This window comes from Streptomyces sp. NPDC002403 (assembly GCF_053593015.1).
Map to the genome: position 1 here is coordinate 139,683 of NZ_JBSFBQ010000015.1, position 24,105 is coordinate 163,787.

A 24,105-nucleotide genomic window follows, 5' to 3' on the forward strand; every position below is an offset into this window, starting at 1 on the left:
AACGAGTCCTGTGCGCATGCCGTGCGGGCCTGATGTACGTCGTTCAAATGTGCGCACCAGGTCTTGAGTTGCCTTGTTAACGTGAACGAACGGTGTGCCTGGCGCGAAGTCAGGTGCACCGTTGTCCGTTGTTCGCCCGCGTTGTCAAGAAGGGCTCCTCATGGGAAAACCATCCCGTAGAACGCGTTTTGCCGCCTGTGCCGTCGCGGCAGGGGCGATGCTTTCCGGCCTCGTTCCGGCAGCCGGTGCCGCCGCCGCCCCGGCGTCCGTCCCGCCGTCCGCGGCGCGGGCCGCCGACGACCCCGTACCGGGCAACGAAGGCATGCCGGACGACGGCTTCGACAATGAATCCGAAGGCGAGCAGGACGACTTCGCCGGAACCGGAACCGGAACCGCAGCGGGCGATGGGGCCGCTTCCGCCGCCCCGGGCGGCTCCGCGCTCGCCGCAGCCCCCGTCCCGGGACGGGCCGCCGACTTCAAGCTGGCGAAGGGCACCGACATCTCGGGTCTCGTCACCAAGCTGGACGACGCACTGCCCAAGCAGGGCCTCACCGAGCTGATGGAACAGGCCAACCGGCCCGCCGACTGGGAGGGCGCCTGCGGGGCCGCCGGGATCTACGGACCCGATCTGGCGGTCAACCACCGCGTCTGCTGGAAGAGCGACGACGCCACCTCCTCGGAGTGGGTGCCGCAGGCCATCACCGGAGTCTCGGACGCGCAGGAGGACGAGGACTGGGGCACGTCCAACTCCGAGCCGATCGCCGTGGCCGGTTACGACGCGGAGAACCCGGGCCGCAGCGACTACGCCTCCGGCAAGGACAACTGCCTCCTGAGCCCGGTGCCGGACGCCTGCAACGAGAAGGGCATCCGGGTCAGCTTCTTCAACCAGGCGACCAAGATGTACCGCCATGTGCTGCTGGTCTGGCCGTACATGAACTCCAAGGACCACATCTCCTTCGACGCGCTGCACGCGCGCGAGGGCAAGTGCCTCACCGAGGTGACGTCCGCCTGCGCCGCGCAGAACGGCATCCACGCCGGTGGAATGGTCTGGTACGGCAACTATCTGTACGTCGCCGACACCGCCAACGGCATGCGGGTCTTCGACCTGCGCAAGATCATGGACCTCAACCCGGACAACAACGCCGACGTCGACGACCCGACGCCGGACGGCCTGGTCAGCAACGTCGTGGACAAGAGGCGGATCGGCCGGCAGAGCAACGTCTGGTACGGATACGGCTACCGCTACGTCATGCCGCAGGTCGCCACGCTGAAGTTCACCACGGCGAAGAACGGCGGGACCACCAGCGGGAACCAGTGCTACGCCACCGGCCGCCCGAAGGCCTCGTACATCTCGCTGGACCGCACCGACACCGACCACATGGTGCTGGGTGAGTACTGCAACACCAACAACGGCGGCACGAGCCCCGGCCGCGTGGGCACGTACCCGATGACCGCGCTGACCGCCGCCGTCGAAGGCGCGTCCGGCACGGCCGCCTCCGCCGATCTGGCCTACGGTCTGCCGACCGGCGCCACGTTCGGCAACGAGGCCCTGTGGCACAAGATCCAGGGCGTCACGCGGTACGAGGGCAAGTGGTACTTCCACCGCAGCAACGGCTACGACAACGGCCGGCTGCTCCAGGCCACGCCCGGCACCGTCGACGGAACGTCCCGGCTCGTCGGCAACACGAAGACGCTGCAGTCGTCGTTCGGGCCCGAGGACCTCTACCTCGCGCACGGGCGCGGTGACGGCTTCGCGCCGCAGCTGTGGTCGCTCAGCGAGCACGCGCCGAGCAGGTGCGGGTCGTGCAAGCGCGAGGTGTACAGCTACAACATGAGTGAGGTGATCAGCGACTTCGGCTGATCCCCACGACCCTCGCGAACCCCACGGACCCGATGGCAGGCCCTAGAGTCGGACACATGGTTTCCGGTGAGGCGCCGCAGGCGGAGGGCAGCGTTCGGGTCGACGTCTGGATCTGGTCGGTCCGGCTGACGAAGACCCGTTCGCAGGCCGCTGCCGCCTGCCGCGCGGGTCATGTGAAGGTCGCCGGTGAGCGCGCCAAGCCCGCCCAGGCGGTGCGCGTCGGCGACGAGGTACGGCTCCGGCACGCCGGCCGCGACCGGGTCGTGGTCGTTTCGAAGATCGTCAAGAAGAGGGTCGGCCCTCCGGTCGCGGCGGAGTGCTTCATCGACAACAGCCCGCCCCCGCCGCCGCGCGAGGTGGCGATCCAGGTTCCGGTCCGGGACCGGGGCGCGGGGCGGCCGACGAAGCGGGACCGGCGCGAGATGGACCGGCTGCGCGGGGCCGGTCCCACGGACTGAGGCCTCGGGGCGATCGCCCCGCTCCCCGCTCCGCTACGGCTGGGGCGAGGCGATCGCCCGCGCCGCCGCCACCTCCTGGCGCAGCGGGGCCAGTACGCCCTCCTCGTCGCCCGGGAGTTCGGCGCGCACCCCCACCAGGACCTCGCTCGCCCGGATCCCGTCGGCCAGCTCCCGCAACTGCCGCCGGACCTCCGCGACCTCCCCGGGCGGCGGCTCGGGTGCTCCGTGGTTGACCCGGACCCGGGCCGCCGTCGTCGCGTCCACGATGCGTTCGACCGCGACGACCAGCGGCCACCAGGCGGCGGCCCGGGTGCCGACCGGGGGCGGCTCCGTCAGGGCGCGCTGGAACTCGGAACGTACGACCGACAGATCGCGGTAGATCCGGCGCCGGGCCCGCACCCGTTCCGCCCGGTCGCCGGAGCCGCCCGGCTCGAAGGCGTACGCCACGTAGTCGGCGATGTCCGTGACGGCGTCGGCGAGCCGGTGGCCGATCCGTACGTGCCAGCTCTCCGGCCACAGCAGATAGCCCGCCACCAGCACGATCGCGCAGCCGATCAGGCTGTCCAGGAACCGCGGCCAGACCAGGTGGAAGCCCTGGTGGTTCAGCAGGTCGGACAGGAGCAGGATGACCGGGGTGATGGCCGCGGTCTGGAAGGCGTAGCCCTTCGCCGTCAGCGCCGGGATCAGCGCGGCGAGCACCACCATCACCGGCACGTCCCACCAGCCGACCGGCACCGCGGCGAGCACCGGCGCGGCGACCACGAGTCCGGCCGCGGTGCCCACCGAGCGCAGCACGGCCCGCGAGAACACCGAGCCGAAGTCCGGTTTGAGGACGAACGTGACGGTCAGCGCGACCCAGTAGGAGCGCGGCACCGGGATCAGCGAGGTCAGCGCCTGGGCCAGGCCGATGCACAGGGCCAGGCGCAGCCCGTAGCGCCAGGAGGCCCCGGAGAGCAGTACGTCGCGGGTGGCCCGCCGGATCCGTACCCCGAGCACGGCCGGGCGGCCGAGCCGGTCGTCGACGTTGTACGGGTCGGGGTCGGCCTTGTGCACGACGACCGCCGCGTGCCGCAGGGCGCTGTCCACGGCCCGGGTGGCGGGTGAGTCCGGTACGGGCAGGGTGAGTTCGGGGCGGCCGGTACGGCTCTCCTCGACGGCGGCGGCCAGTTCGCGTACCGCCGCCGGGATCTCGTCGGGGAGCGGGCACCGGCGCACATGGACGGCGGGGGCCGCCTCGACGAGCGGGATGACGACATTGAGCTGGGCGAGCAGCCGCACCGCAGCGTTGCTGCGGCCGTGGTAGCGGGCCCGGCGGGCCAGGATCAGGTCGTAGGACGTGTTGAGGGACTGGGTGACGGCGTGCCGTCGGTCCTCGTACGCGTCGGTGCCCGCGGCGGCGAGCAGGTCGGCGACGGCGAGATAGGTGTCCGCGACCGAGACCCGCTCCGGGAGCTTCCGGCGCAGCGGCCAGGCCAGCAGGGTCAGGGTGAGGACGAACAGCCCGCCGACCGTGAGCAGCAGCGGCGCCACCCACCAGGGTTGCGGCATCGGGAGTCCGGCGCCGACCACCGCGTTGAGCAGGAGGAGCAGCCCGGACACGGAGGCGACGGCGCCGATCGTCGACATCATCCCGGAGACCAGACCGACCAGGGTCAGCGCGGCGACGGCCGCCCAGCCGGTTCCGTACACCAGCGTGCCGAGCATGACGCCGAGCGCGCCGAAGAGCTGGGGCACGGCGATGTTGATGATGCGCATCCGGTACGCGTCGGCGGTGTCGCCGATGACACCGGAGAGCGCGCCCATGGAGACGAGCGCTCCGTACGCGGGCCGGTCCAGCGCGAAGCCGACGGCGAGCGGCGTGGCCAGGGAGACGGCGGCGCGCGCGACCGCCGCCCAGGCGATGGGCGTGGACGACTGCGGGCGCAGCCCGCTCAGCAGCCAGGGGGGTGGCGTCACGCGGCGTCGTCCGGAAGGGGCCTCGGTATCGGTCAACGCGTCCCCCTGAATCGTGCGGATCCCGGCGCTGTTCGAGCCGTGCTTCAACGGTACGCAGCCGTGCTCCGACGGTGCGCAGCGGTGACGGCCCGTCCGGGCCCCGGACCCGTCCGAGGGCTCAGAGCACGATGACGGTCTTGCCGCGGGCGCCGCCCGTCCGGTTCCGGTCGAGGGCCTGCGGGGCCTTCTCCAGCGGGAGTTCGATGTCGATGGGCACCCGCAGCACGCCTTCGACGGCGCCGGCGGCCAGGACGTCCAGCAGGACCGGGGTGGGTTCGAGCCGGAAGTCGATGCCGGTCACGCCCGCGGGCAGGGCCGCCCCGGCGGCGACGCCCCGGGTGGTGAGCGCGATCCCGCCGGGGCGGACCGGTGCGGCATGGGCGGCGAAGGAGTCCGGGGTGGTGGAGGCCAGGTCGACCAGTGCGTCGACGCCGTCCGGGCAGCTCTCCCGTACCGCCGCTTCGAGGGGGCGGTCGGTGATGTCGATCGTGGCGGCGGCGCCGAGCTCGGTCATCCGCTTGTGCTCGTCGCCGCGCACGGCGGCGATCACGCGTATGTCGCGGGCCGAGGCGAGCTGGGTGAGATAGCTGCCGACGCCGCCCGCCGCACCGATGACCAGCAGGCTCTCGTGGCCGCGCAGGACCGCGATCTCCAGGAGCTGGGCGGCGGTCATCCCGGCGGAGGGCAGTGCGGCCGCGGCCCGGAGGGGGAGGCCGGGCGGGACGACGGTGATGGCGGAGTCCTGGGGCACGGACACGTAGTCGCAGTACGTGCCGCCCCCGGCCGCGTTCGGCCGGGCGACCCGGCCGAAGACGTGGTCGCCGACCCGGAACCGGTTCTCGCCGCTGCCGATCATGTCCACCCGGCCCGCGAAGTCCACGCCGACGACCATCGGGAACACGCGCGGCGCCGGCCCGTCGTCCGGCGCCCCCTGTGCGGCCTGCCAGTCGGACGGGTTGAGTGCGGCGTACTCGATCCTGACCCGTACCTCTCCGGCCTCCGGCTCGGGCTTGGGCATCTCCACCAGTGCGGGGTCGGCCCGGAACGCGCCGACGGCTATGGCTCGCATGCGGAAGACCTCTCAGTCGCCCCCGATCCGGCAGTCACGAGATCCACTCTTCCCCGGCCCGTCCACCGCCGCACGTCGAGCCCGGGAGCCCTCGCCGTGCGGCGCCGCGCCCGGGTCATCCCGTGCCCGGCGCGGGCCGTCCCCGGGCCGCCCGCCGCCGTACCAGCACCGCGCACAGCGCCACCGCCAGCCCCGCCGCGAACACGATCCACACCGTCGTGCGCAGCGAGCCCGTGAGCGCGTCGTACACCGCAGCCGCCCCCGCCGTCTCGCTGTCCGGCACCCCGGACAGCACCCGGCCTCGGGCGTACGCGACCACCGCGCGCAGCAGCAGCGCCCCGAGCGCGAGGCCGAGCCCGGCCACGGCGGTGGCGGAGAGCGCCGCGAGCCCGGAGCGCCTGCGCCCCGGGCCGCCGCCGCGCGCCCAGGCCACGACCACGGCCCCGGCGGCGACCACGAGTGTGGCCACGGCCGGCCGGATGCTGCCTGTCCGCAGCAGGCGGAAGGTCTGGCGCAGCTGGTCGGCGCGGTCGGCGGAGATGAGCGTGATGTCGGTGTGCTGGACCGGGATCCGGTCGGCGAACGGCACCCCGTTCTCCTCCAGATTCTGTTTGGTCCGCTCGGTCACGGGCGCCAGGTCGATGGTCACGGCCTCGCCGGTGTTGCCGTTCAGGGCGGCGGTGACGGCCTCGTGGGCGGTGCGGTTGGCGGCGTTCCACGCGTCCTGGAAGGCGTCGGTGGTGGTGAAGGACCGCACCGCCTGGTGCAGGAAGTTCCGCACGGTGTTCTGGAGCGGTCCGGCGTCGATCTGTTTCATCGCCCCGTCCGTGATGAGGTCGGTGACGGTGCCCTGCACAGCGGGGTCGGAGGCGAGCGGAGCCACCGCGTCGACGTAACGGTCCGTGTTGTCGATCTCCAGATCCACCCAGGCGGACAGCGCGCCGACGGGGACGAGGACGGCGAGCAGCACCACCAGTACCGCCGAGAGACCCGCCGAGAGATACGTCCGCACCCTCCCAGGGAATCCCGCGGACGGGCGCCGCGCCCCGGGCCGTACGCCATCCGAGTTGCCGGGCGGCGCGGCCGGGTGTGCCCTGGAAGGAAAAGGAGTCACGGAAGGAGAACTCCGCCATGTCCACACACGCAGCAACGCCGGCTCGCGGACGGTCCGGGCCGAGGGCACACGCACGCGGGCACAGCGCGCTCTCCTGGGCGATCCCCGTCACGCTGGGTGCGGCGTACGGCCTCTACGCCTCGTTCGTCCTGCGCAACAACGGCGCGACCGGCTACCGGCAGTTCTGGTACGGCCTGATCACGGCGGCGGTGCTCGCCGTCCTGTGCTTCGCGCTGGGCCGGATCCAGCACACCATGCTGCCCCTGGTGCGGGCGGTGGCCTACGGCGCGCTGACGGCGGCGGCGATCGGGCTGCTGGTCGGGCTGACCGATTCGAGCGTGCTGCGGTCCGCGATGCTGGGACTGGCGGTGGGCCTCGGCATGTTCATCACCACCTTCTACATCTTCTACACGCACGAGCGGACGTGAGCGCCGCGCAGGTACGACGCGAGGGCGGGCCCGCACACCATCGGTGCGGGCCCGCCCTCATGTCCGCGGCCGTTCCGCCGGCCCGGCTCGTCGTCAGCCGCGTACGACCGTCACCGGGCACGGTGCGTGCTGGGTGACATGGAGGCTGACCGAGCCGAGCAGGGTCGCCTTGAAGCCGCTGTAGCCGCGCGCCCCCACGACCAGGAGGCTGGCTCCCTCGGCGCGGTCCAGCAGGGACTGGGCCGGGTTGCCGATCACCACGATCTTGCTGACCGCCGCCGCGCCCTCGGCGCCCAGGGCCTCCTCCAGCGTCTCGGTGAGGGCCACGGTCGCCAGGGCCTGCGGGTCGAAGTCCTCCGGCATGCCGGGCATCATCGACGCCCAGCTCGTCGCGGGGTACTCCCAGCTGTTGACGGCCTCCACCGTGTCACCGGTCAGCTCCGCCTGGCGTACGGCCCAGTGCAGTGCCTTGACCGACGACTCGGAGCCGTCCACGCCCACCACGATCCTGCCCATCACTGCCTCCAGCTCGGTTCGGCTCAGTGCGCGGATGCGTCGTACGAGACGGGCTCGTACGACGCATCTTTCGGTGTAACTCTAATCAAACCCGGACAAGGTTTCCGCAGGCGGGTCCCTCAGTCCAGGCGGAGGTCGGCGAGCTGCTGTTCGAACGGCACGACCTCGTCGTCCAGCCCGGGCGTCCTCGGTGCCCCGGACGCCGCCCGGCCGCCCGTGATCATGGCCGCGAGCTCGCCGCCCGCCCGCCGGATGCGGGACGGCAGGCCGTCGGTGTACTCGTCGCCGGACGAGCCCCAGTCCTCCGAGGCCGCGTACACGGACGTCGGTACGACGGTGGCCCGCAGGTAGGCGAAGAGCGGGCGCATCGCGTGCTCCAGGACCAGCGAGTGGCGGGCGGTGCCGCCGGTCGCCGCGATGACGACCGGCTTGCCGGTCAGCGCCGTGTTGTCGATCAGGTCGAAGAACGACTTGAACAGCCCGCTGTACGAGGCGGTGAACACCGGCGAGACGGCGATCAGCCCGTCCGCCTCCGCCACCTCCTTGATCGCGGTGTCCAGGGCGGCCGGCGGGAACCCGGTGACCAGGTGGTTGGCGATGTCGACGGCCAGGTCGCGCAGTTCGATCACCCGGACCTCGACCGTGCGGTCCTGCTCGGCCAGCAGCCGCTCACGGGCGGCACCGGCCAGCCGCTCGGCCAGCAGCCGGGTCGAGGACGGGCTGCTCAGCCCCGCCGACACGGCGACGATGCGCAGGGGTTCGGTCGCGAACACGCCGGACGTGGTGGACACGGTGGTCAGGCCTCCTTCGTGGCGGCAGCGGTGGCAGTGGCGGCAGTGGCGGTGCGGGCGGCGACGGCCGGGTGGACGGGCGCGGAGTCCGGGACCCCGGCCGGGCGCAGCGCGGCGAACTCCTTGCGCAGCACCGGGACGACCTCCTCGCCGAGGATGTCGAGCTGCTCCAGGACCGTCTTCAGCGGCAGTCCCGCGTGGTCCATCAGGAACAGCTGGCGCTGGTAGTCGCCGACTGCGTCGCGGAAGGACAGGGTCCGCTCGATGACCTCCTGCGGAGAGCCGACGGTCAGCGGGGTCTGCCGGGTGAAGTCCTCCATGGAGGGCCCGTGTCCGTAGACCGGCGCGTTGTCGAAGTACGGGCGGAACTCCCGTACCGCGTCCTGCGAGTTCTTCCGCATGAACACCTGGCCGCCGAGGCCGACGATGGCCTGCTCGGCGGTGCCGTGCCCGTAGTGCGCGTACCGCTGCCGGTACAGGTTCACCATCTTCTTGGTGTGCTCGATGGGCCAGAAGATGTTGTTGTGGAAGAAGCCGTCGCCGTAGTACGCGGCCTGCTCGGCGATCTCCGGGGAGCGGATGGAGCCGTGCCAGACGAACGGCGGGACGCCGTCCAGCGGGCGCGGGGTCGCGGTGAAGGACTGCAGCGGCGTACGGAACTTGCCCTCCCAGTCCACGACGTCCTCGCGCCACAGCTTGTGCAGCAGGGCGTAGTTCTCGATGGCGAGCGGGATGCCCTGCCGGATGTCCTTGCCGAACCAGGGGTAGACCGGACCGGTGTTGCCGCGGCCCATCATCAGGTCGACGCGGCCGTCCGCGAGGTGCTGGAGCGTCGCGTAGTCCTCGGCGATCTTCACCGGGTCGTTGGTGGTGATCAGCGTCGTGGACGTGGACAGGATCAGGTTCTCGGTGCGGGCGGCGATGTAGCCGAGCGTGGTCGTCGGGGAGGACGGGACGAACGGCGGGTTGTGGTGCTCACCGGTGGCGAACACGTCCAGGCCGACCTCCTCCGCCTTCTGGGCGATGGCGAGGGTGGCCTTGATCCGCTCGTTCTCGCTCGGCGTCCTGCCGGTCGTGGGGTCGGTGGTGACGTCCCCGACGGTGAAGATCCCGAACTCCATGGTCCGCCTCCGTTTTGTTGAACGTTGAACTATGTGAACACACCCTACAACGGAGCACCCCTCTGACCTATTCCACCGGTGTCCCCGGGCCGCTGCGTACCCTGGACGGGACGCGCGGACCGGCCACGGACCGCACCTTCGCGGAGGCGGGACAGTGAGCGGGAGCGGCGGCGGGAGCGAGCGCTGGAAGGAGCGCGGCGTGGCCCTGCGCGTCTTCGTCTACGTCTTCGCCACGCATCTCTTCGCGGGATTCGTCTGGATCCTGTTCTACGTGGGCGAGCACGCGAAGAAGTAGTGAAGTGAGCGGGGCGGGGGACATGGACGGCGTGGACGGCACGGCACCGGCGCGCCTGGAGACGGTGCTGGCGGCGGACGACATCCGGAGCGCGCTGTTCGCACTGGCCGAGGACGCCCCGGCGGGCCTGCCCGACGCGATCGAGGCCCGCTACGGCCGGGCGGCGCCGACCGAGCGGCGCCACCTCACCTGGCTGCTGGGGGCCCTCGGCGAACCAGCGGTCCCGGTGTGCCTGCGCCTGCTCTCCGAGAGCGGTGGCGACGGCGACGGCGCGAAGGAGCTGCTGGGCACGGCGGTGCAGCGCAGGCTGCGTATCCCGGCGGCCGAGCTGCACCGGCTCGCCGAGGAGCTCGGCGCGGTGGAACCGCTGGTGGACGCGATGGGGCTGTCCGAGGATGCGGGTTTCGCACCGTTCCTCGGCGGGCTGCTGGACCACGAGCGCCTGGGCGGGCGCGCGGCCATGGCGCTGGGGCGGCTCGGAGCCCGGGAGTGGACGGTGCCGGTCGCGGAACGACTCCCCGGCCTGACCGGACTCCAGCACGGCGCCTTCGTCGTGGCCCTGGAACTGCTGGACGACCCGGCCGCGGTGCCCCACCTCCTGCGGGAGCTGGAGACGAACCGGGAGCCCGCGGGCGACGTGCACCACGCCCTGGTCGCCCTCACCGGCCGGCACCCGCTGCTCCCCCTGGATCCTCCCGACGGCGACCACGGCAGGCTGTTGCACGGCATCTGGTCCGAGCGCCGGCCGGACGGCCCGGTCCCGCCGTCGGTCGGCCCGTTCGCACTCGACTCCCCACGCCACGCGCGCTTCACCGTCGAGGACGGCCGGGGCAGGATCCGTATCGACTACGACCCGCCCGCGCCCGGCACGTCCTGGCCCCGCTGGGACAAGTCCCTACGGATCGACGGTGAGCGCGTCTATCACGTCGGCTCGGACTGCGGTACGTGCGAGACGACGATGGCCCTCCTCGGCTGGCCGCCCCGGACGGTCCGGGAGGGCGCGGACCGCCTGCGCACCGCACTCGCCGACGTGGACGACCTGGGATCCGGCGTCCTCGACGCGGCCGTTCCCCTCATCGCGGAGCTCCCGACCGGGCACTACCGCGCCCACCTGACCGACCTGGCCCTGGAGCGGGTGACCGACCCGGCGGCCTCGTGGTGGAGCCGGCGCCGTGAGCTGCGCGAGGGCGACGAGCCGTACACCGACAACCCCCTCGACGACTGGCCGGGCACCGACCACTTCCAGCTGCGCGACCGCATCCCCGGCGACACCCCGACATACGGCGTGCTGCTCCCGTCCCAGCCGCTGGACGCACTCGACGCGGGCACGGTGGCCCGGTACGCCTCGGCTGTCACGGCGGGCCGCCGCCCCGCCGCCCTGGCCCTCGCCTGGGTCGAGGACATCTACGTGCAGGCCGAGTACCCCGAACGCTTCCTGGCGGCCGCCGTCCTGGACGGCCACCACAGGCTCGCCGCCTACGCGGTGGCCGGCGTACCCGCCAGGGTCCTGCTCCTGTCGAGGGCGGAGGACAACTGGGGCCCGGAGACGGGCTGGAGCAAGGCGTTCGACGAGGTGCTGGGGCAGTTGCAGGACGGCGTGCGAAGGCGCGGCGCACCCCGGGACGGGCCGGCGTAGGACAGCCGACGGAGGCGCGGCCCGCCCCGGGACCGATGCGGCGTGGCCTCCCGTCCTCCTACGCTGCGGGCCGGGCACGCGCAGGGCGTGCCGCCGCCAGGCAGGAGCCCCGCCGTGCCGTTCACCGGACAGACCCACATCCGCATCGCCCGCCCGTCCCGGGACCTCGCCGCGGCCGAGAGGTTCTGGGCGGACGGCCTCGGGCTGGACGTCCTGTTCCGCGCCGACGCGGACCCGGAGCCCGGCACCCACGACCTGCTCATGGTGGGCCACCCGGACGCGTCCTGGCACCTCGAACTCGTCCACGGCGGCGACCACCCCACCGACCCCCGCCCCACCGACGAGGACCTGCTCGTCCTCTACTTCGACGGCCCGGTACCGCAGGAGACGGTGGACCGCCTGGAGGAGCACGGCGGCAGGCGGGTCGCGTCGCCGAACCCGTACTGGAACGAGTGGGGCGTCACCGTGGAGGACCCGGACGGATACCGGCTCGTTCTGTGCCGGCGCGGGTGGAGCAACGCCTGACGGATCTGCCACTGGCGTCTCGCGCTCACCGCCGACGGCGTACGGGCCACCCGCCTCCCCGCGCCCGGCGCGCTGCCCGCCACCGGCGCCGACGCCTCCCTCCTGGCCACGGCCGGTGAGCTGGTCCTGGCCCGGGACCCGGACGCGCAGAGCCAAGTGCCTTGACCTCAACCGCGCTTGAGGCAGAAGTCTCCTGCCATGAACACCGCAGAGATGCAGCGACAGTTGCGCGCACTGACCGACCGGGCCGAGATCACCGACCTGATGGACCGCTACCTGCGTTCCCTGGACGACGGCGTATTCGACGAGGAGTGGGCGCGCGCGTTCCACACCGAGGACGTCACCGCGGAGATGCCCATCGGCACCGTCCACGGCCGTGACGCCCTGCTCGCGCACATCCGGCGAGGAATGGCACTGTTCGACCGAACGGTGCACCTGGGCACCAACGCCGTCATCGAGATCGACGGGGACCGGGCCACTGCCCGGGGTGCCCAGCTGAGCACCCACGTCCTGGCGGACGGCTCGGGCGGCCTCTTCATCTCCGCCGGCCATGCCGACACCGAACTGGTCCGGACGGCCGACGGCTGGAGGATCTCCGCCTCGGCGCTGCGCGTGGTGTGGACCCAGGGCTCGCCGCCGCGACTGCCGGCGGAACTCGGACCGGCTTCCGCCGCCTGAGCCGCGGGACGCGGCTGGAGAAGGGGCGGGGCGGCAGGGCGTCGCGAACTCGGCGACGTACTCGTCGAAGGGCTCGATGCCAACTTCCGCACGGAGTTCGTCCATGCGCTCGGGCTCTTCGCGGCGCGACGCGGAGCCGCAAAGGCCGGGTGGACGGAGTCCGGTTCGGTTACGCTCGGGTCATGACCTCCGTACCGTGCCGGAACTGGTGGCGCTCCTTCTAGGAGCGGCCACCTCCTCTCTGCACGGAATCAGGGCCGTTCGATAGGGACGGCCCTTTTCTCTGCCCTCGTACGGGTACGGATGCCGGTGGGATCACGGCGGGCCGTCCTCCACGCAACCAGCATCGCGAGGAGACAGACCCATGAGCATCGCCACCGCATCGCCCGAGCAGCGCGCCGCCGAGCTGGAGGCGCGGATCCGGCAGGCCCCGGAGAGGTTCCGGGTGATGACAGGGGACCGGCCCACCGGGCCCCTGCACCTCGGGCACTACTTCGGCACCCTCCACAACCGCGTCCGGCTCCAGGAGCTCGGGGTGGACGTCTTCGTGATCATCGCCGACTACCAGGTGCTCACGGACCGGGACACCGCCGACCGGCTCGGCGAGTACATGGAGGGGATGCTGCTGGACTACCTGGCCGTCGGCATCGACCCGGCACGCTCGACGGTCTTCAACCACAGCGCCGTGCCCGCGCTCAACCAGCTGATGCTGCCGTTCCTGAGCCTGGTCTCCGTCGCCGAGCTGAACCGCAACCCCACCGTCAAGGACGAGATCGCGCACTCCCGGCAGTCGGCCGTCAGCGGGCTGATGTTCACGTACCCCGTGCACCAGGCCGCCGACATCCTGTTCTGCAAGGGGAACCTGGTGCCGGTCGGGCAGGACCAGCTGCCGCACCTCGAAGTCACCCGGACGATCGCCCGGCGCTTCGACGAGCGGTACGGGGCGGTCTTCCCGGAACCGGACGCGCTGCTCTCCGACGCGCCGCTCCTCCTCGGCACCGACGGCACCAAGATGAGCAAGAGCCGGGGCAACTCCATCGCGCTGGGCGCCGACGCGGACGAGACCGCCCGGCTGATCAAGGGCGCGAAGACGGATGCCGAGCGGCACATCACGTACGACCCCGAGAACCGGCCCGGGGTGTCCTCGCTGGTGCTGCTGGCGGCGCTCTGTCTGGACCGGGAACCGCACGCCGTGGCCGAGGAGATCGGTGGGGGCGGTGCGGCCGTCCTCAAGCGGACCGTGACCGAGGCCGTCAACGGCCGGATGGCGCCGATCCGGGCCCGGCGGGCCGAGTACGCGCGGGACATGGGGTACGTACGGTCGGTGCTCCGGGCCGGGAACGAGCGCGCCAACGAGATCGCGGCGGCGACGCTGGACGAGGTGCGAGGGGCGATGGGGGGCGCGCTTCAGTAGTGGGTCCGCCCGCCGGGTTCCGGCCAGGCGCCCCGGGCCGCCACCTCCAGGATCAGGGCCGCGATGTCCCAGGCGTCGTCCGCGCCGCTGTGGTGGCGGCCCTCCAGGGGGAGGCCCGCCACCCATGGGGGAAGGGTAGGGGCGGAGGGGAACGCCGGGCAGGTGGATTTCGGCGTTCACCGGCCGCCGCTACGGCCTCGGGACCACCGGGCGCCGCCGACGCAGGAGTTCGGCCAGGCCCCGGCGGGTCGCGGCGATCACCACGCGGTCCTCGGGGCGCAGCACGTACCCGGGGTGCAGGTCCCAGACCAGTCCGGACGGGCGGTCCGGGGAGAGCGGGGCCAGGTCCGGGCGGCGGTCCTCGGGCGGGGTGGCGTCCAGGGCGAGGACCCGCCAGGCGCCCGCCCGGAACGCCTGCTCCACCGTGCGGCCCTCCAGCTGCGGATGGCCCGCCACCTCGACCGCGGCGAAGAGCATCACCTTCCGCTCGACCGGGATCGCGCCGAGGATCTGCCGGCCCATCATGGCGACCGCGAAGGCGGGTGCGGCCAGATGGGAGACGGAGCGGGAACGGGTCACGGCATGGGGGTGGGCGGTGCGCAGGGTGCGGTAGACGGCGGTGGCGAACTCGTCGTCGTACAGGCGCAGCGCCACCCGCAGGTCCGGCTTGACCGAGCGGGCGTAGAGGGCCGCCTCCAGGTTGGTGGTGTCGATGCTGGTCAGGGCGAGGAGGGCGCGGGAGCGCTGGATCTTCGCCGCCTCCAGGACGCCCTCCTGCGTGACGTCGCCGATGACCACCGGCACGTGCAGCCGCCGGGCGACGGGGATGCCGCGCGCGTCCGGGTCGTCCTCCACGCACACCACCGGTATCCCGAGCTCACGCAGCCGGACGAGGACCCGCGTACCGATCTTGCCGAGGCCGAGCAGCACCACATGGCCGGACAGGCCGCGGGGCGGGCGGCGCAGCGAGGACGCGGTACGGAGGGAGCCGAAGGCTTCCAGGACGCCCGCGACGAGGAGGGGGAGCAGCATCAACCCAGCCACACCGGCCAGGAGTTGGATGATCTGGCGGGCCGTCGGGTCACCGATCGCCGGGTCGCCCATCGCGAACAGGTCGAGCAGGGTGAGGTAGGTGGCGTGCAGCGGGTCGTCGTGGGTGGTGAGCGTGGAGGCGACGGCGAGGGCCAGGACGGCCAGGCCGACACCCAGCGCCGACCAGCGCAGCCGCCGCGAGAAGACCTGGCCGAGCGGTGCGCCCCGGCCTCCCATCCGGGACGGCGGGCCGGACGGGCCGGCCTGGCTGACCGCTTCCAGGACGATCGTGCCGCGCCCCGTCGCTGCCGCCACCTGCCGTTCGTCGGGCAGCAGCCGGGGGCCTTCGTCGCCGCTGCTGTCGGAGCCCTCGGTGCCCGCCGGGTCATGGGTGGTGGAGGAGAGCAGGGCGAGGGTGCACAGGCCGGGGTCGGCGATCTGGCCGCCCCCGGGCGGGGTGCGTTCGGCGGCGCGCAGCAGCAGGCCCTCCGCCTGGATGACCTTGCTGGAGCCGGTGAGGACGGTCGCAGCGAGGGCGGGGGCCGCGGTGTCGGCGTCGGAGAGCACGGTGGTGGAGGCGTCCAGTGCGGCCCGGTCCAGGCCGGGGGTGGCGAGGGCGGCGGCCTGGTCGAGCAGGGTCTCCAGGTGCTGGCCGAGCTTGCGGTTGTAGAGCCGGATGACCAGCCGGAGGCGGGGGTTGATGCGGCGGGCGGTCAGCGCGGCGCGGATGTTGCGCTCGTCGTCGTCGTAGACCAGCGCCAGCGCGGAGGCCGACTCGATGCCCGCCTCCTCGAAGGCCTCGTCGGAGGGTTCCGGGGCCTCCATGATGCGGACCGCCTCGACCCCGGCGTTGGTGTCGTCGCCGAGCGCGTCGGCGCCGCCCCCGCCGTTGCCTCCGTTGCGGTTCATCGCCGAGGACATGCGGCCGAACAGTGCCGCCGCCAGGCCCCGCCCGGTCAGCGGGAGTTCGGGGCGCCGGGCGTCACGTCCGGGCGGCAGTACGAGAGTTACCCGCTCCCCGTACACGTAGCGCAGTTCGACGGCGAGCCGCCGGGCCAGTGCGTCGTCGCCGCAGACGACCATGTGTCCGCTGAACGGGGAACGTTGGGGCTGCTGGGGAAGTGGGGGCACGTGACTCAGCATGCCTTGTTCCTCTCCCGTACATCCGGCGGGTCAGTGATCTTCCGCCGGCCCGGCGTGCGGGGGCGCCGCGTGCCGGGCCTGCGGGTTGGTGAGCACATGGCGCGGGTCCGTGACCCGGACGATCGCCGACTCCACCGCCGCGATCCGGTCCGCGAGCAGCCCCAGCGCGGCGACGGCCCGGGTCATGGGGTCGCCGTCCGGGCCGCCCAGCGCCTGCGTACGGACGTAGGCGGCGGTGATCGCGGACCAGCGCGCGGACTGTTCGGGGGTGAGCCGGCCGCGCAGCGCGGCGAGCTTCAGCAGGTTCGACTCCGCGCCGGACGTCAGTGTCTGGGCCTCGCCCGCGTAGTGGTCGTCGACGACGGCGGACAGCTCCGCGTCGTTCATCACGGGCACGATCCGCTCGGCGATCTTGTTCATGTTGCGGTACGAGCCCTGGAGCCGGAACGGCGGCTCGGTGCGCGTGGCGTCCGTCTGGGCCGCCGAGGCGATGTACGCGGCGTTCACGGCGAGCACCGTGTCCCGGGCGGTCAGCAGATGGCGCAGGACCGCGACGATCCGGTCCACCTCGGCGGGTGTGTACGGGTGCTCCAGCCGGTCCGCGCCGGGCGCCGGGGAAGTGCCGGAGGCCAGGCGCACGAACCGGACGAGGTCCTCGCGGGAGCGGCCGGCGAGCGGGGCCAGCACCGGGTTGGCGGTCAGCGCGTTCTCGACGAAGCTCAGCGCGAAGACATCCTCGCGGCCGCTCAGCACCTCGCCGAGGTTCCAGACGTCGGCCCGGTTGGCGAGCATGTCGGGGATTTGGAACCGCTCGCCCGACTCCGTGTACGGATTGCCCGCCATGCACACCGCGAACCGCTTGCCCCGCAGGTCGTGGCTGAGCGGCTCGCCGTCCCGCACGCCCTCGATGCGGCGGGTGGCGTCGCAGAGCGGGATGAACTTCTGGAGCAGCTCCGGCGACGTGTGCTGGATGTCGTCGAGGTAGAGGAGCGTGTTGTTGCCGGACTCCAGCGCGAAGTTGATCTTCTCGATCTCCTGGCGGGCGGTCGCGGTGCGGGCCTGGGCCGGGTCGAGCGAGGTCACGTCGTGGCCGAGGTTGGGTCCGCTGATCTTGACGAGGACCAGGCCGAGCCGGTCGGCCACGTACTCCATCAGCGTCGTCTTGCCGTAGCCGGGCGGCGACACGAGCAGCAGCAGGCCCTGCGAGTCGGTGCGTCGGTCGGCGTCGGCGGTGCCGAGCTGCTTGGCGAGGCTGTCGCCGATCAGCGGCAGGTACACCTCGTCCAGCAGCCGGTTGCGGACGAACGCCGACATGACGCGCGGCCGGTGGTCGTCCAGCCGCAGCCGGGCCCGCTCGGCGTTCACCAGCGCGGTGCGCCGGCGCTGGTAGGCGCGGAAACCGGGGACGGCCGCGGTACGGAACTCGGCGGTACGGGCGAGGAGTTCGTCGAGCCGGACGGTCAGCGCGCCCCGGTCGACGCGCGGGTGGGTGCCGAGCAGGCCGTCCACCCGTGCGGTCAGCGGGGCCTCGCAGTCGTACCGCTCCAGCACCGGCTCCGGGCACAGCTCCACGGCGACCGCCTCCGCGAGGTCCCCCGCGTCGATCCCGGTGCCGCTCGCGGCGGCGTACGCGGCGAGCCAGCCCTCGACGAGCTGGCGGCGGGCCGGCAGGTCCTCGCCGAGCGCGGCGAGATCCTCGTCGTACGCCGAAGTCCCGGTGGTGCGGCGGAACTTGTCCAGGAAGGTGCGGGCGGCGGCGCTGGTGACGAAGCCGGCCGGGCCGCTCGTCAGCTCCTCGAAGAGGTACGCGGCGACGGCGGACGGCGCCTCGCCGCCGATGACGGCCGCCCACTCCTCCTGGAGGGCGTCGACGGCCGGGGCGAGGCCGAAGGTCTCCCGGGCGCGGGACAGCGAGAGCGCCCGCCGGGTCCATGAGGTGCGCCGGGCCTCGTCCGTGCCGTACGCCCAGAAGAGCTGGGCCGCCGCCCGTACGGCGGGCGGGCAGCGCAGCAGCCCGGCCCCGGAGTGCAGCCGCAGCAGGGCGGCGAGGATCGCGGTGGCGTCCTCGTCGTGGACGCCGCGCTGATAGCCCTCGTCGTACGCGGCGGCGGCCGACTCCCGTACCAGAGCGGCGAGTTCGGCCGGATCCAGGGCGGCGAGGCTGTCGGCGCCCCGCTCGTCGAGGAGCCGGGCGGCCAGGTGCTCGCCCCGGTAGACCCGCGGGGACTCCGAGGGGAGGGTCTGCTCCCAGTACGGGCGAGTCGCCTCGAACTCCGGGTCGGTGACCGGGGCGCGGTAGTCGGTGCCGGTGAGGGCGAAGGCCAGCCGGTCCCCGTGCGGGACGAGCGTCAGGTCGAAGGGCTGGGTGTTCACCGCGAACCGGTGCCGGCCCAGCCGGATCACGGCGCCGCCGTCCGCGTACAGCTCGCTGCGGTCGCGCAGCGCCCGCCCGGCCTCCTGGCGGGCGGCCAGCAACTGTCCGTCGAGCTCCTCGGCGCGCACCGGATCGCCGAGCGAACGCAGCTCCTCGGCGGTGCGGCGGATCTTGGCGACCATCGGGTCGGAGGAGAAGTAGGTGTGGACGGCGTCCAGGTCGGGCAGGGCGGACAGCCGCCGGGAGACCGTCTCCAGGACCCGGGCCGCCGAATCCGCCAGCCGCTCCGCGCGCCGGGCACGGGCGTCCTGCAGGGTCTGCTTGCGGGCCGAGAACGCCTCGTACACCTCCGTGCGGCGCTCGGCCAGCTCGGCGAGGAAGTCGTCGAACTCCGCGAACCGCGACTCCAGGTTCTCCAGCTGGAGGAGCAGCCGGGCCAGTTGCTCGTCACAGGCGTCCGGGGTGTCCGAGGCGGCGATCGCCCCCGTGACGGCCTGCCCCAGCAGGGCGAACTCGGCGGCGAACTCGGCGCGGCCCTCGTGGTCGAGGAGTTCGCGGCGTCGGGCCTCCAGCGTGGCGCGGGCCCGGTTGACCCCGCCGAGGACCTCGGCGATCCGCTCCAGGATCGACGTACGGACCGTGGTGTCGCCGATGTCGAGACCGGCGACGACGTCCGTGACGGTGCTCAGGCCCTCCGTCATCCCGCTCAGCCGCTCGCCCAGCGCCGCCGCGTCCGCGACGGTGGCGAGCGCGGACGCCTCGGCGGTGAGCCGGGCGATGTCCTCGTGGTAGCCGGTGAAGGCGTCGTCCCGGCCGAGGAAGGCGACGGCGCGCTGTGCGGCCGATTCGAGGTCGGCGGTGGTCGCGGCGGAGAGTTCGGCGATCCGCTCGGTGTCCGCGTACCGCATCTCGGCGAGTGTCGCCAAGTGGCCGTGGGCATGACGCAGTTCGGTGAGCTGGGCGACCCAGGCGGCGGCCGAGCGCGGGGCCTCGCCGCGGATGCGGCGGACGAGCGCGGTGATCCGGTCGGCCGCCGCGTCGAGTGCTCCGGCGGCCTGCCGGGTCAGTTCCCGTACCGTCTCGAACTCGGTCAGCACCTGCTGGGCGGTGGCCTTCAGTTCCGCCAACGGGTCGGCCAGCGCGCCGAGTCCGTCGTCGGTGAGCCAGTGGTAGCGGTCGGTGGCGCGGGTGCAGTCCGTGACCAGCTGCGCGTACACCGCGGCGGTCGGGGTGGTCTCGGCGGCGCTGTGCGCCAGCGCCAGGCAGTCGGAGATTCCGCGCACCAGATCGGCGTTGCCGACCCGGGCCAGCGGACCCGTCCCGGCGGGACGGGAGGCCGCGTAGGTGTCGGAGACGTACGGGGTCCGCCAGCGCTGCAGGGGGTGGACACGGGCCGGTTCGTCGCCGGTGGCGGTGGTGCGCAGCAGGACGAGGGTGCCGTCGTCGAGCAGCGCGTGGCCGCGGCCCTGGAGCGGGGTGGCGACCTCCTGCCGGATCAGGTTGTAGGGCAGCAGCAGCTCACGGCCGTCGTCGGGGGAGCGGAAGACGTACAGGACGTCCTCGCCGTTCGGGGAGCGGACGGCGCCCTCGAAGACCGGGTCGGCGAGCGGCTCCGCGATGTCGAAGGTCTTCGCGGTGCCGGTGGTGAGGTAGTAGCCGCCGGGGAAGATGATCCCCTGGTCCTCCGGGAGCCGGTGACAGGCCGGGCCGATGCCGTCCAGGCGCAGTACGGTGCCGAGCAGCGTGTTGAAGACCAGGTACCGCCAGGACTCCTCGTTGTACGGGCGGATACGGAGCAGGACCAGCGGCCCGATCGTGGCGTGCTCGACCTCCGCGTCGGCGAGCGACTGGAGGGGTTCGGCGACCGGCTCCTCGTAGATCCCGTCCGGGGTGTCGGTGTCGTCGACCGTCTTGACGGTGAGGGTGCCGCCGAGCGTGTCGACGAAGAGCACGGCGGAGTCCGGGCCCTCCCCGCCCACCGCGATGTGCGGGTGGCGGCCGAGGACGTGCGACTCGCGTCCGGCGGCGGTCCAGGAGAAGTCGTGCGAGGGCGGGAAGACATGGTCGCGGTCGCCGCGCGCGTCGAGGAACGCGCCCGGCGAACCGTCCGCGGCCAGCGCCCAGCGCAGCACCCGGATGCCGTCCGCGCTCTCGCCGGTACGGAAGACGGCGAGCAGCTTTCCGTCCACCCGGCGCAGCCGCAGCAGCCGGGCGTCGCGGTAGTAGCGGTGCAGGCCCGTGAACTCGCGCACGAAGCCCTCGTCGGCCAGCGGCCCGTCGTCCGCGGGCGAGTCCAGCTCCGGCCCGTACAGCGCGAGTACGTCGGAGACCTCGGCCGGGTCCGCCGCCCCCGGACCCCGCTCGAAGCCGAACAGCAGCCGCCCGCCGACGGCCAGCAGATCGCGGGGCACGGCCGCGTAACCGGTGCGGATCTGCTCGGTGCCGGAGAGCCGGAGCCCGGTCGAGCCGAACTCCTCGGTGCGCCGCGCGTTGAGCTCCTCGGCGCGGCGTGCCAGCTCGGCGGCGCGGTCGCCGAGCCGGCGGCGCAGCACGTCGTACGTACCCGCGTCCACGGGGCCGCCGGTGGGCGCTGCGGTCGTGGTGTCGGTGTCCATACGTACGGCTCTCCCTGCGAGGTGTTACGGGGCGGGGTGGGTGGTGCGGCCGGCTCAGCCCTGGGCGACCGGCGCCGACCCGTTCCGCGAGACGGGCACGGCGGAGGCGTCCGCCGTCTCCGGCGCGGCGGTGGCGTCCGCCCCGGTCAGTACGGAGACCGGCTGGTCCGCGAGGCCCAGCTCCTTCGCGGCGGCCAGCAGCTGCTGGATCTGCCCCGAGGAGGCCCCGGCTCCCGGTGCCTGCATCATCCGCATCAGCAGCGCGGACACCGTCAGGTTCTGCACATCGCCGGTGGACACCGAGCCGAGGACCCGGGTCAGGTCGTCGGTGAACGACGAGCTGCCGTTCAGCCACGGACCCGCGAGGACCTTCGCCGTCTGCGAGTTCTCCACGAAGCCGTCGAAGCTCTTGCCCATCGAGACGGCCGAGACCAGCCGGTCGAAGAAGACCGACTCCCCGCCGACGATGTCGATGTCGGCGTTCTCCAGGCCCGTGGCCAGCACCGTCGCCTGTGCCTCGGCCACCTGGCGCTGCACATCGAGACCGGCCAGCCGGATCTCCTTCTCCGCGGCGAGCCGCAGCCGGTACTCCTCGTGCCCGCGCGAGGCGTCGTCCAGCGCCGCCATCGCGGCCGCCTTCTCGGTCAGGCCCGCCGCCTCGGCCTTCAGCTTCTCGCCGATCATCGCCGCGTCGGCCGTCGCCTGGGCCTGCGTGCCCTCGGCCGTGGCCAGCGCCTTGAGCCTGGCCCCTTCCGCCTCGGCCCTGAGCCGGGCGGACGCGGCCTCGGCCTCGGCGAGGCCCTTCTTCTCGATGACGTCGGCCTCCGCGTCCCGCACCTGGACCTCGGCGAGGCCGGCCGCCGCGGACTCCGCCTGGATGCCCTCGGCCAGCCGCAGCTTCGCCTGGGCGTCCAGGTCCGCGGTCTTCAGCCGGGCCTCGGCGAGCGTCAGCTGCTCGGCGGCCAGGTGGGTGGCGGCCGCCTCCGCGGCCTCGGCGGCCTTGATGTCCTTGACCAGCTTCTCCTGGGCCTCCGCCTCGGCGGCGATGATGACCGACCTGCGGGTGCGCTCCGACTCCTCGACGGCCCGCAGTGTCTTGATGGACTCCTCCTGCTCGGCGACCGTGCGGTCCACCGCGATCCGCTCCCGGATCACATCGGCGACCTCGCGGCGCTCGGCCTCGACCTCCTTCGTCGCGGCGATCCGGTTCAGCTCGGTCTGCCGCTCGCGCCCGATGACCTCGATCAGGCGGTCCTTCTCGATGCGCTCGTTCTCCACGGCGATGACGCGCTCGCGGTTCTTCTGCGCGACGGCGATCTCCCGGGCCTGGTTCTCGCGCTGGATGCCGAGCTGCTCCTCGGTACGGATGAACGCGGCCTGGGCGCCGAGCCGTTCCTCCTCCTGGACCTTGGCGGTGGCGGCCTCCTCGCGGGCCCGCAGCGTCTCGACCTCGCGGCGCTGCTTGATCTCGGCCTCGGCCTGGCGGCGCTCCAGCTCCAGGATGGTCTCGCGGGCGTCGACGTCCTGCCGGGTGATCTCCTTCTGCTCGGTGCGCTGGAACTCGTTGGTGCGTACGTGCTCGATCGCCGTCAGCTCGGTGATCTTGCGGATGCCCTGCGCGTCGAGGATGTTGGCGCCGTCCAGCTGCGTCATCGGCGTCTGCTCAAGGAAGTCGATGGCGGCGTCGTCGAGGTGGTAGCCGTTCAGGTCCGTGCCGATGACCCGGATGATCCGGTCCCGGAACTCCTCGCGCTTGGTGTAGAGATCGACGAAGTCCAGCTGCTTGCCGACGGTCTTGAGCGCCTCGGCGAACTTCGCGCCGAAGAACTCCTGGATCGCCACCTTGTCGCTGGCCCGCTCCGTACCGATGGACTGGGCGACCTTGATCACGTCCTCGACGGTCTTGTTGACCCGCACGAAGAAGTTGATGTGGATGTCGGCGCGGATGTTGTCCTGGCAGATCAGCCCCTCGCGCCCGGTGCGGCGGATCTCGATGGTCTTCACCGAGATGTCCATGGTCTCGGCCTTGTGCAGCACCGGCAGGACGACGGCCCCGGTGAAGGTGACATCGACCTTCTTGGTCTTGGAGATGATCAGCGCCTTGCCCTGCTCGACCTTGCGGAAGAGCCGGCTGATGACGAGGAGCAGGGCGACGGCGATGAGCAGGACAACGGCTACGAGCACACCGAAGCCCAGGGTGATGGCATCCATGACAGTCCTTGACGGCTGGTGAGGAAGGTGATGAAGGGAATGTGGGGCGCGCGCGGCTGACCGGGAGCGGTCGGCCGGTCGTGTCGTCCGGTCGGCCGGAGCGATGTGTTCGGCCGGGTGGTCCGGTCGGTCAGCCGGTGCGGCGCGGGGTGCGGCGCGCGGCCGTGCGCGGCGCCGTGCGTGGTCGGGGCGTGGGCGGACCCGGGTCCAGCGCCTTGTCGTAGGGCGAGACCCAGAAGAACTCGCCCTCGTCGTCGTACGCGTAGAGGAGTCCCGCGCTGCCCGCGGCGAGGTCCGTGCCGTCCGCCGGGGCGAGCAGCCTGACCTGGACGATCGCGGTGGAGCCGTCGTCCGCCGTGACCTCGGCCTGGCCGAAGTCGGAGCTGACGGAACCGGTACGGATCGTGCAGACCCGCCCCAGGAAGTCCTGGCGCGACGGAGGAGGCTCGTCCGGGAACCTCCGGCGGAAGCAGCGCACCAGCACCCGCAGCACGACCCAGCCGAGCAGCAGCGCTCCGGCGAGCACGGCGCAGGCGAGCGCGGCCCGGGTGAGGCCGGTGACGTCGCTGCGGTGCAGCAGGACCGTACCGGTGAGGCTCGCGAACCAGCCGACGACGACCAGCACGGAGACCGAGACGGTGACCGGCACCCCGCCGATCCCGGCCAGGTCGGTGTCGATGTCGCCGTCGAAGGAGTGGTGGTCGGCGGCGCCGGCCAGCACGAGGAGCCAGAAGAAGACGACGACGGTCAGTGCGGCACCGAACAGAACGGCGGGAAAGGAGGTCGCCGCGCTCAGGAACTCCTGCATCCGTCCACCCCCTTGTCGTGC

At 72.7% G+C, this 24,105-nt stretch carries 18 protein-coding genes and 2 pseudogenes; 8 read left to right on the plus strand and 12 right to left on the minus strand.

Annotation, left to right across the window (positions count from 1 at the left end; all coding sequences use genetic code 11):
- Window positions 1-217 precede the first annotated feature (217 nt).
- Together ACWCPY_RS19000 and ACWCPY_RS19005 are read left to right on the plus strand one after the other, a co-directional pair.
- Window positions 218-1,861 carry a hypothetical protein gene (locus ACWCPY_RS19000; protein WP_451266320.1) on the plus strand — a complete coding sequence of 548 codons (1,644 nt, stop codon included), beginning with the start codon at window positions 218-220 and terminating at the stop codon, window positions 1,859-1,861.
- Window positions 1,862-1,917: 56 nt separating this feature from the next.
- Window positions 1,918-2,319 (plus strand): RNA-binding S4 domain-containing protein, encoded by a 402-nt coding sequence (locus ACWCPY_RS19005; protein ID WP_451266322.1) that lies wholly within the window; start codon window positions 1,918-1,920, stop codon window positions 2,317-2,319.
- 33 nt (window positions 2,320-2,352) lie between these two features.
- Here ACWCPY_RS19005 and ACWCPY_RS19010 read toward each other — a convergent pair whose 3' ends face one another.
- The 3 genes from ACWCPY_RS19010 to ACWCPY_RS19020 all read right to left on the minus strand — a co-directional run bounded on the left by ACWCPY_RS19010 (window position 2,353) and on the right by ACWCPY_RS19020 (window position 6,395).
- Window positions 2,353-4,275 carry an FUSC family protein gene (locus ACWCPY_RS19010; RefSeq protein ID WP_451266324.1) on the minus strand — a complete coding sequence of 641 codons (1,923 nt, stop codon included), beginning with the start codon at window positions 4,273-4,275 and terminating at the stop codon, window positions 2,353-2,355.
- Between the two features lie 157 nt (window positions 4,276-4,432).
- Window positions 4,433-5,383 carry an NADP-dependent oxidoreductase gene (locus ACWCPY_RS19015; RefSeq protein WP_451266326.1) on the minus strand — a complete coding sequence of 317 codons (951 nt, stop codon included), beginning with the start codon at window positions 5,381-5,383 and terminating at the stop codon, window positions 4,433-4,435.
- A gap of 115 nt (window positions 5,384-5,498) precedes the next feature.
- Complete coding sequence (locus ACWCPY_RS19020; protein ID WP_451266328.1) at window positions 5,499-6,395, minus strand: hypothetical protein; 897 nt, start codon at window positions 6,393-6,395, stop codon at window positions 5,499-5,501.
- A 119-nt stretch (window positions 6,396-6,514) separates the two neighbouring features.
- On the opposite strand from ACWCPY_RS19020, the gene ACWCPY_RS19025 reads away from it, so the two are divergent.
- Complete coding sequence (locus ACWCPY_RS19025) at window positions 6,515-6,925, plus strand: hypothetical protein (RefSeq protein ID WP_451266330.1); 411 nt, start codon at window positions 6,515-6,517, stop codon at window positions 6,923-6,925.
- 93 nt (window positions 6,926-7,018) lie between these two features.
- Here the strand turns inward: ACWCPY_RS19025 and ACWCPY_RS19030 are convergent, their stop codons facing one another.
- The 3 genes from ACWCPY_RS19030 to ACWCPY_RS19040 all read right to left on the minus strand — a co-directional run bounded on the left by ACWCPY_RS19030 (window position 7,019) and on the right by ACWCPY_RS19040 (window position 9,353).
- Complete coding sequence (locus ACWCPY_RS19030) at window positions 7,019-7,441, minus strand: universal stress protein (protein ID WP_266417079.1); 423 nt, start codon at window positions 7,439-7,441, stop codon at window positions 7,019-7,021.
- Window positions 7,442-7,560: 119 nt separating this feature from the next.
- Window positions 7,561-8,214, minus strand: a complete 654-nt coding sequence (locus ACWCPY_RS19035; protein ID WP_451266378.1) for an FMN reductase — start codon at window positions 8,212-8,214, stop codon at window positions 7,561-7,563.
- Between the two features lie 23 nt (window positions 8,215-8,237).
- Window positions 8,238-9,353, minus strand: a complete 1,116-nt coding sequence (locus tag ACWCPY_RS19040; protein WP_451266332.1) for an LLM class flavin-dependent oxidoreductase — start codon at window positions 9,351-9,353, stop codon at window positions 8,238-8,240.
- A 154-nt stretch (window positions 9,354-9,507) separates the two neighbouring features.
- Between ACWCPY_RS19040 and ACWCPY_RS19045 the strand changes: the two genes are divergently transcribed.
- From ACWCPY_RS19045 to ACWCPY_RS19060, 4 genes are all read left to right on the plus strand, one after another.
- Window positions 9,508-9,648, plus strand: coding sequence for a DUF6126 family protein (locus tag ACWCPY_RS19045; protein WP_451266334.1), 141 nt, complete (start codon window positions 9,508-9,510; stop codon window positions 9,646-9,648).
- Window positions 9,649-9,652: 4 nt separating this feature from the next.
- Entirely contained in the window at window positions 9,653-11,284 is a 1,632-nt protein-coding gene (locus tag ACWCPY_RS19050) for a hypothetical protein (RefSeq protein ID WP_451266336.1), read from the plus strand.
- 114 nt (window positions 11,285-11,398) lie between these two features.
- The gene (locus ACWCPY_RS19055; protein ID WP_451266338.1) at window positions 11,399-11,809 is read left to right on the plus strand and encodes a VOC family protein; all 411 of its coding nucleotides are present in this window, start codon (window positions 11,399-11,401) and stop codon (window positions 11,807-11,809) included.
- 198 nt (window positions 11,810-12,007) lie between these two features.
- Window positions 12,008-12,487, plus strand: a complete 480-nt coding sequence (locus ACWCPY_RS19060; RefSeq protein ID WP_451266340.1) for a nuclear transport factor 2 family protein — start codon at window positions 12,008-12,010, stop codon at window positions 12,485-12,487.
- A gap of 42 nt (window positions 12,488-12,529) precedes the next feature.
- Here ACWCPY_RS19060 and ACWCPY_RS19065 read toward each other — a convergent pair.
- Window positions 12,530-12,607: pseudogene (locus ACWCPY_RS19065) on the minus strand (DUF6624 domain-containing protein); the annotation flags it as partial.
- Window positions 12,608-12,851: 244 nt separating this feature from the next.
- On the opposite strand from ACWCPY_RS19065, the gene trpS reads away from it, so the two are divergent.
- A complete protein-coding gene (gene trpS, locus ACWCPY_RS19070; RefSeq protein ID WP_451266342.1) occupies window positions 12,852-13,901 on the plus strand; it encodes a tryptophan--tRNA ligase in 1,050 nt (349 codons plus the stop codon).
- Here trpS and ACWCPY_RS19075 read toward each other — a convergent pair.
- From ACWCPY_RS19075 to ACWCPY_RS19095, 5 genes and pseudogenes are all read right to left on the minus strand, one after another.
- Window positions 13,895-14,023 (minus strand): annotated as a pseudogene (locus ACWCPY_RS19075) (DNA polymerase III); the annotation flags it as partial. The gene trpS and the pseudogene ACWCPY_RS19075 sit on opposite strands and share 7 nt — an antisense overlap.
- A 67-nt stretch (window positions 14,024-14,090) precedes the next feature.
- Window positions 14,091-16,076, minus strand: a complete 1,986-nt coding sequence (locus ACWCPY_RS19080; RefSeq protein WP_451266344.1) for an NAD-binding protein — start codon at window positions 16,074-16,076, stop codon at window positions 14,091-14,093.
- Between the two features lie 30 nt (window positions 16,077-16,106).
- Window positions 16,107-21,065, minus strand: coding sequence for a DNA repair ATPase (locus ACWCPY_RS19085; protein WP_451266346.1), 4,959 nt, complete (start codon window positions 21,063-21,065; stop codon window positions 16,107-16,109).
- Between the two features lie 54 nt (window positions 21,066-21,119).
- Entirely contained in the window at window positions 21,120-23,276 is a 2,157-nt protein-coding gene (locus ACWCPY_RS19090) for a flotillin family protein (RefSeq protein WP_451266348.1), read from the minus strand.
- A 130-nt stretch (window positions 23,277-23,406) separates the two neighbouring features.
- Entirely contained in the window at window positions 23,407-24,084 is a 678-nt protein-coding gene (locus ACWCPY_RS19095) for a hypothetical protein (RefSeq protein WP_451266350.1), read from the minus strand.
- Window positions 24,085-24,105: the final 21 nt, after the last annotated feature.

Bases quoted from the DNA above. Each gene is read 5' to 3' on its own strand.
- ACWCPY_RS19000 (WP_451266320.1), top strand. From the start codon at position 218: ATGCTTTCCGGCCTCGTTCCGGCAGCCGGTGCCGCCGCCGCCCCGGCG.
- ACWCPY_RS19005 (WP_451266322.1), top strand. From the start codon at position 1,918: ATGGTTTCCGGTGAGGCGCCGCAGGCGGAGGGCAGCGTTCGGGTCGAC.
- ACWCPY_RS19015 (WP_451266326.1), bottom strand. From the start codon at position 5,383: ATGCGAGCCATAGCCGTCGGCGCGTTCCGGGCCGACCCCGCACTGGTG.
- ACWCPY_RS19025 (WP_451266330.1), top strand. From the start codon at position 6,515: ATGTCCACACACGCAGCAACGCCGGCTCGCGGACGGTCCGGGCCGAGG.
- ACWCPY_RS19030 (WP_266417079.1), bottom strand. From the start codon at position 7,441: ATGGGCAGGATCGTGGTGGGCGTGGACGGCTCCGAGTCGTCGGTCAAG.
- ACWCPY_RS19040 (WP_451266332.1), bottom strand. From the start codon at position 9,353: ATGGAGTTCGGGATCTTCACCGTCGGGGACGTCACCACCGACCCCACG.
- ACWCPY_RS19060 (WP_451266340.1), top strand. From the start codon at position 12,008: ATGAACACCGCAGAGATGCAGCGACAGTTGCGCGCACTGACCGACCGG.
- trpS (WP_451266342.1), top strand. From the start codon at position 12,852: ATGAGCATCGCCACCGCATCGCCCGAGCAGCGCGCCGCCGAGCTGGAG.
- ACWCPY_RS19080 (WP_451266344.1), bottom strand. From the start codon at position 16,076: ATGCTGAGTCACGTGCCCCCACTTCCCCAGCAGCCCCAACGTTCCCCG.
- ACWCPY_RS19085 (WP_451266346.1), bottom strand. From the start codon at position 21,065: ATGGACACCGACACCACGACCGCAGCGCCCACCGGCGGCCCCGTGGAC.
- ACWCPY_RS19090 (WP_451266348.1), bottom strand. From the start codon at position 23,276: ATGGATGCCATCACCCTGGGCTTCGGTGTGCTCGTAGCCGTTGTCCTG.
- ACWCPY_RS19095 (WP_451266350.1), bottom strand. From the start codon at position 24,084: ATGCAGGAGTTCCTGAGCGCGGCGACCTCCTTTCCCGCCGTTCTGTTC.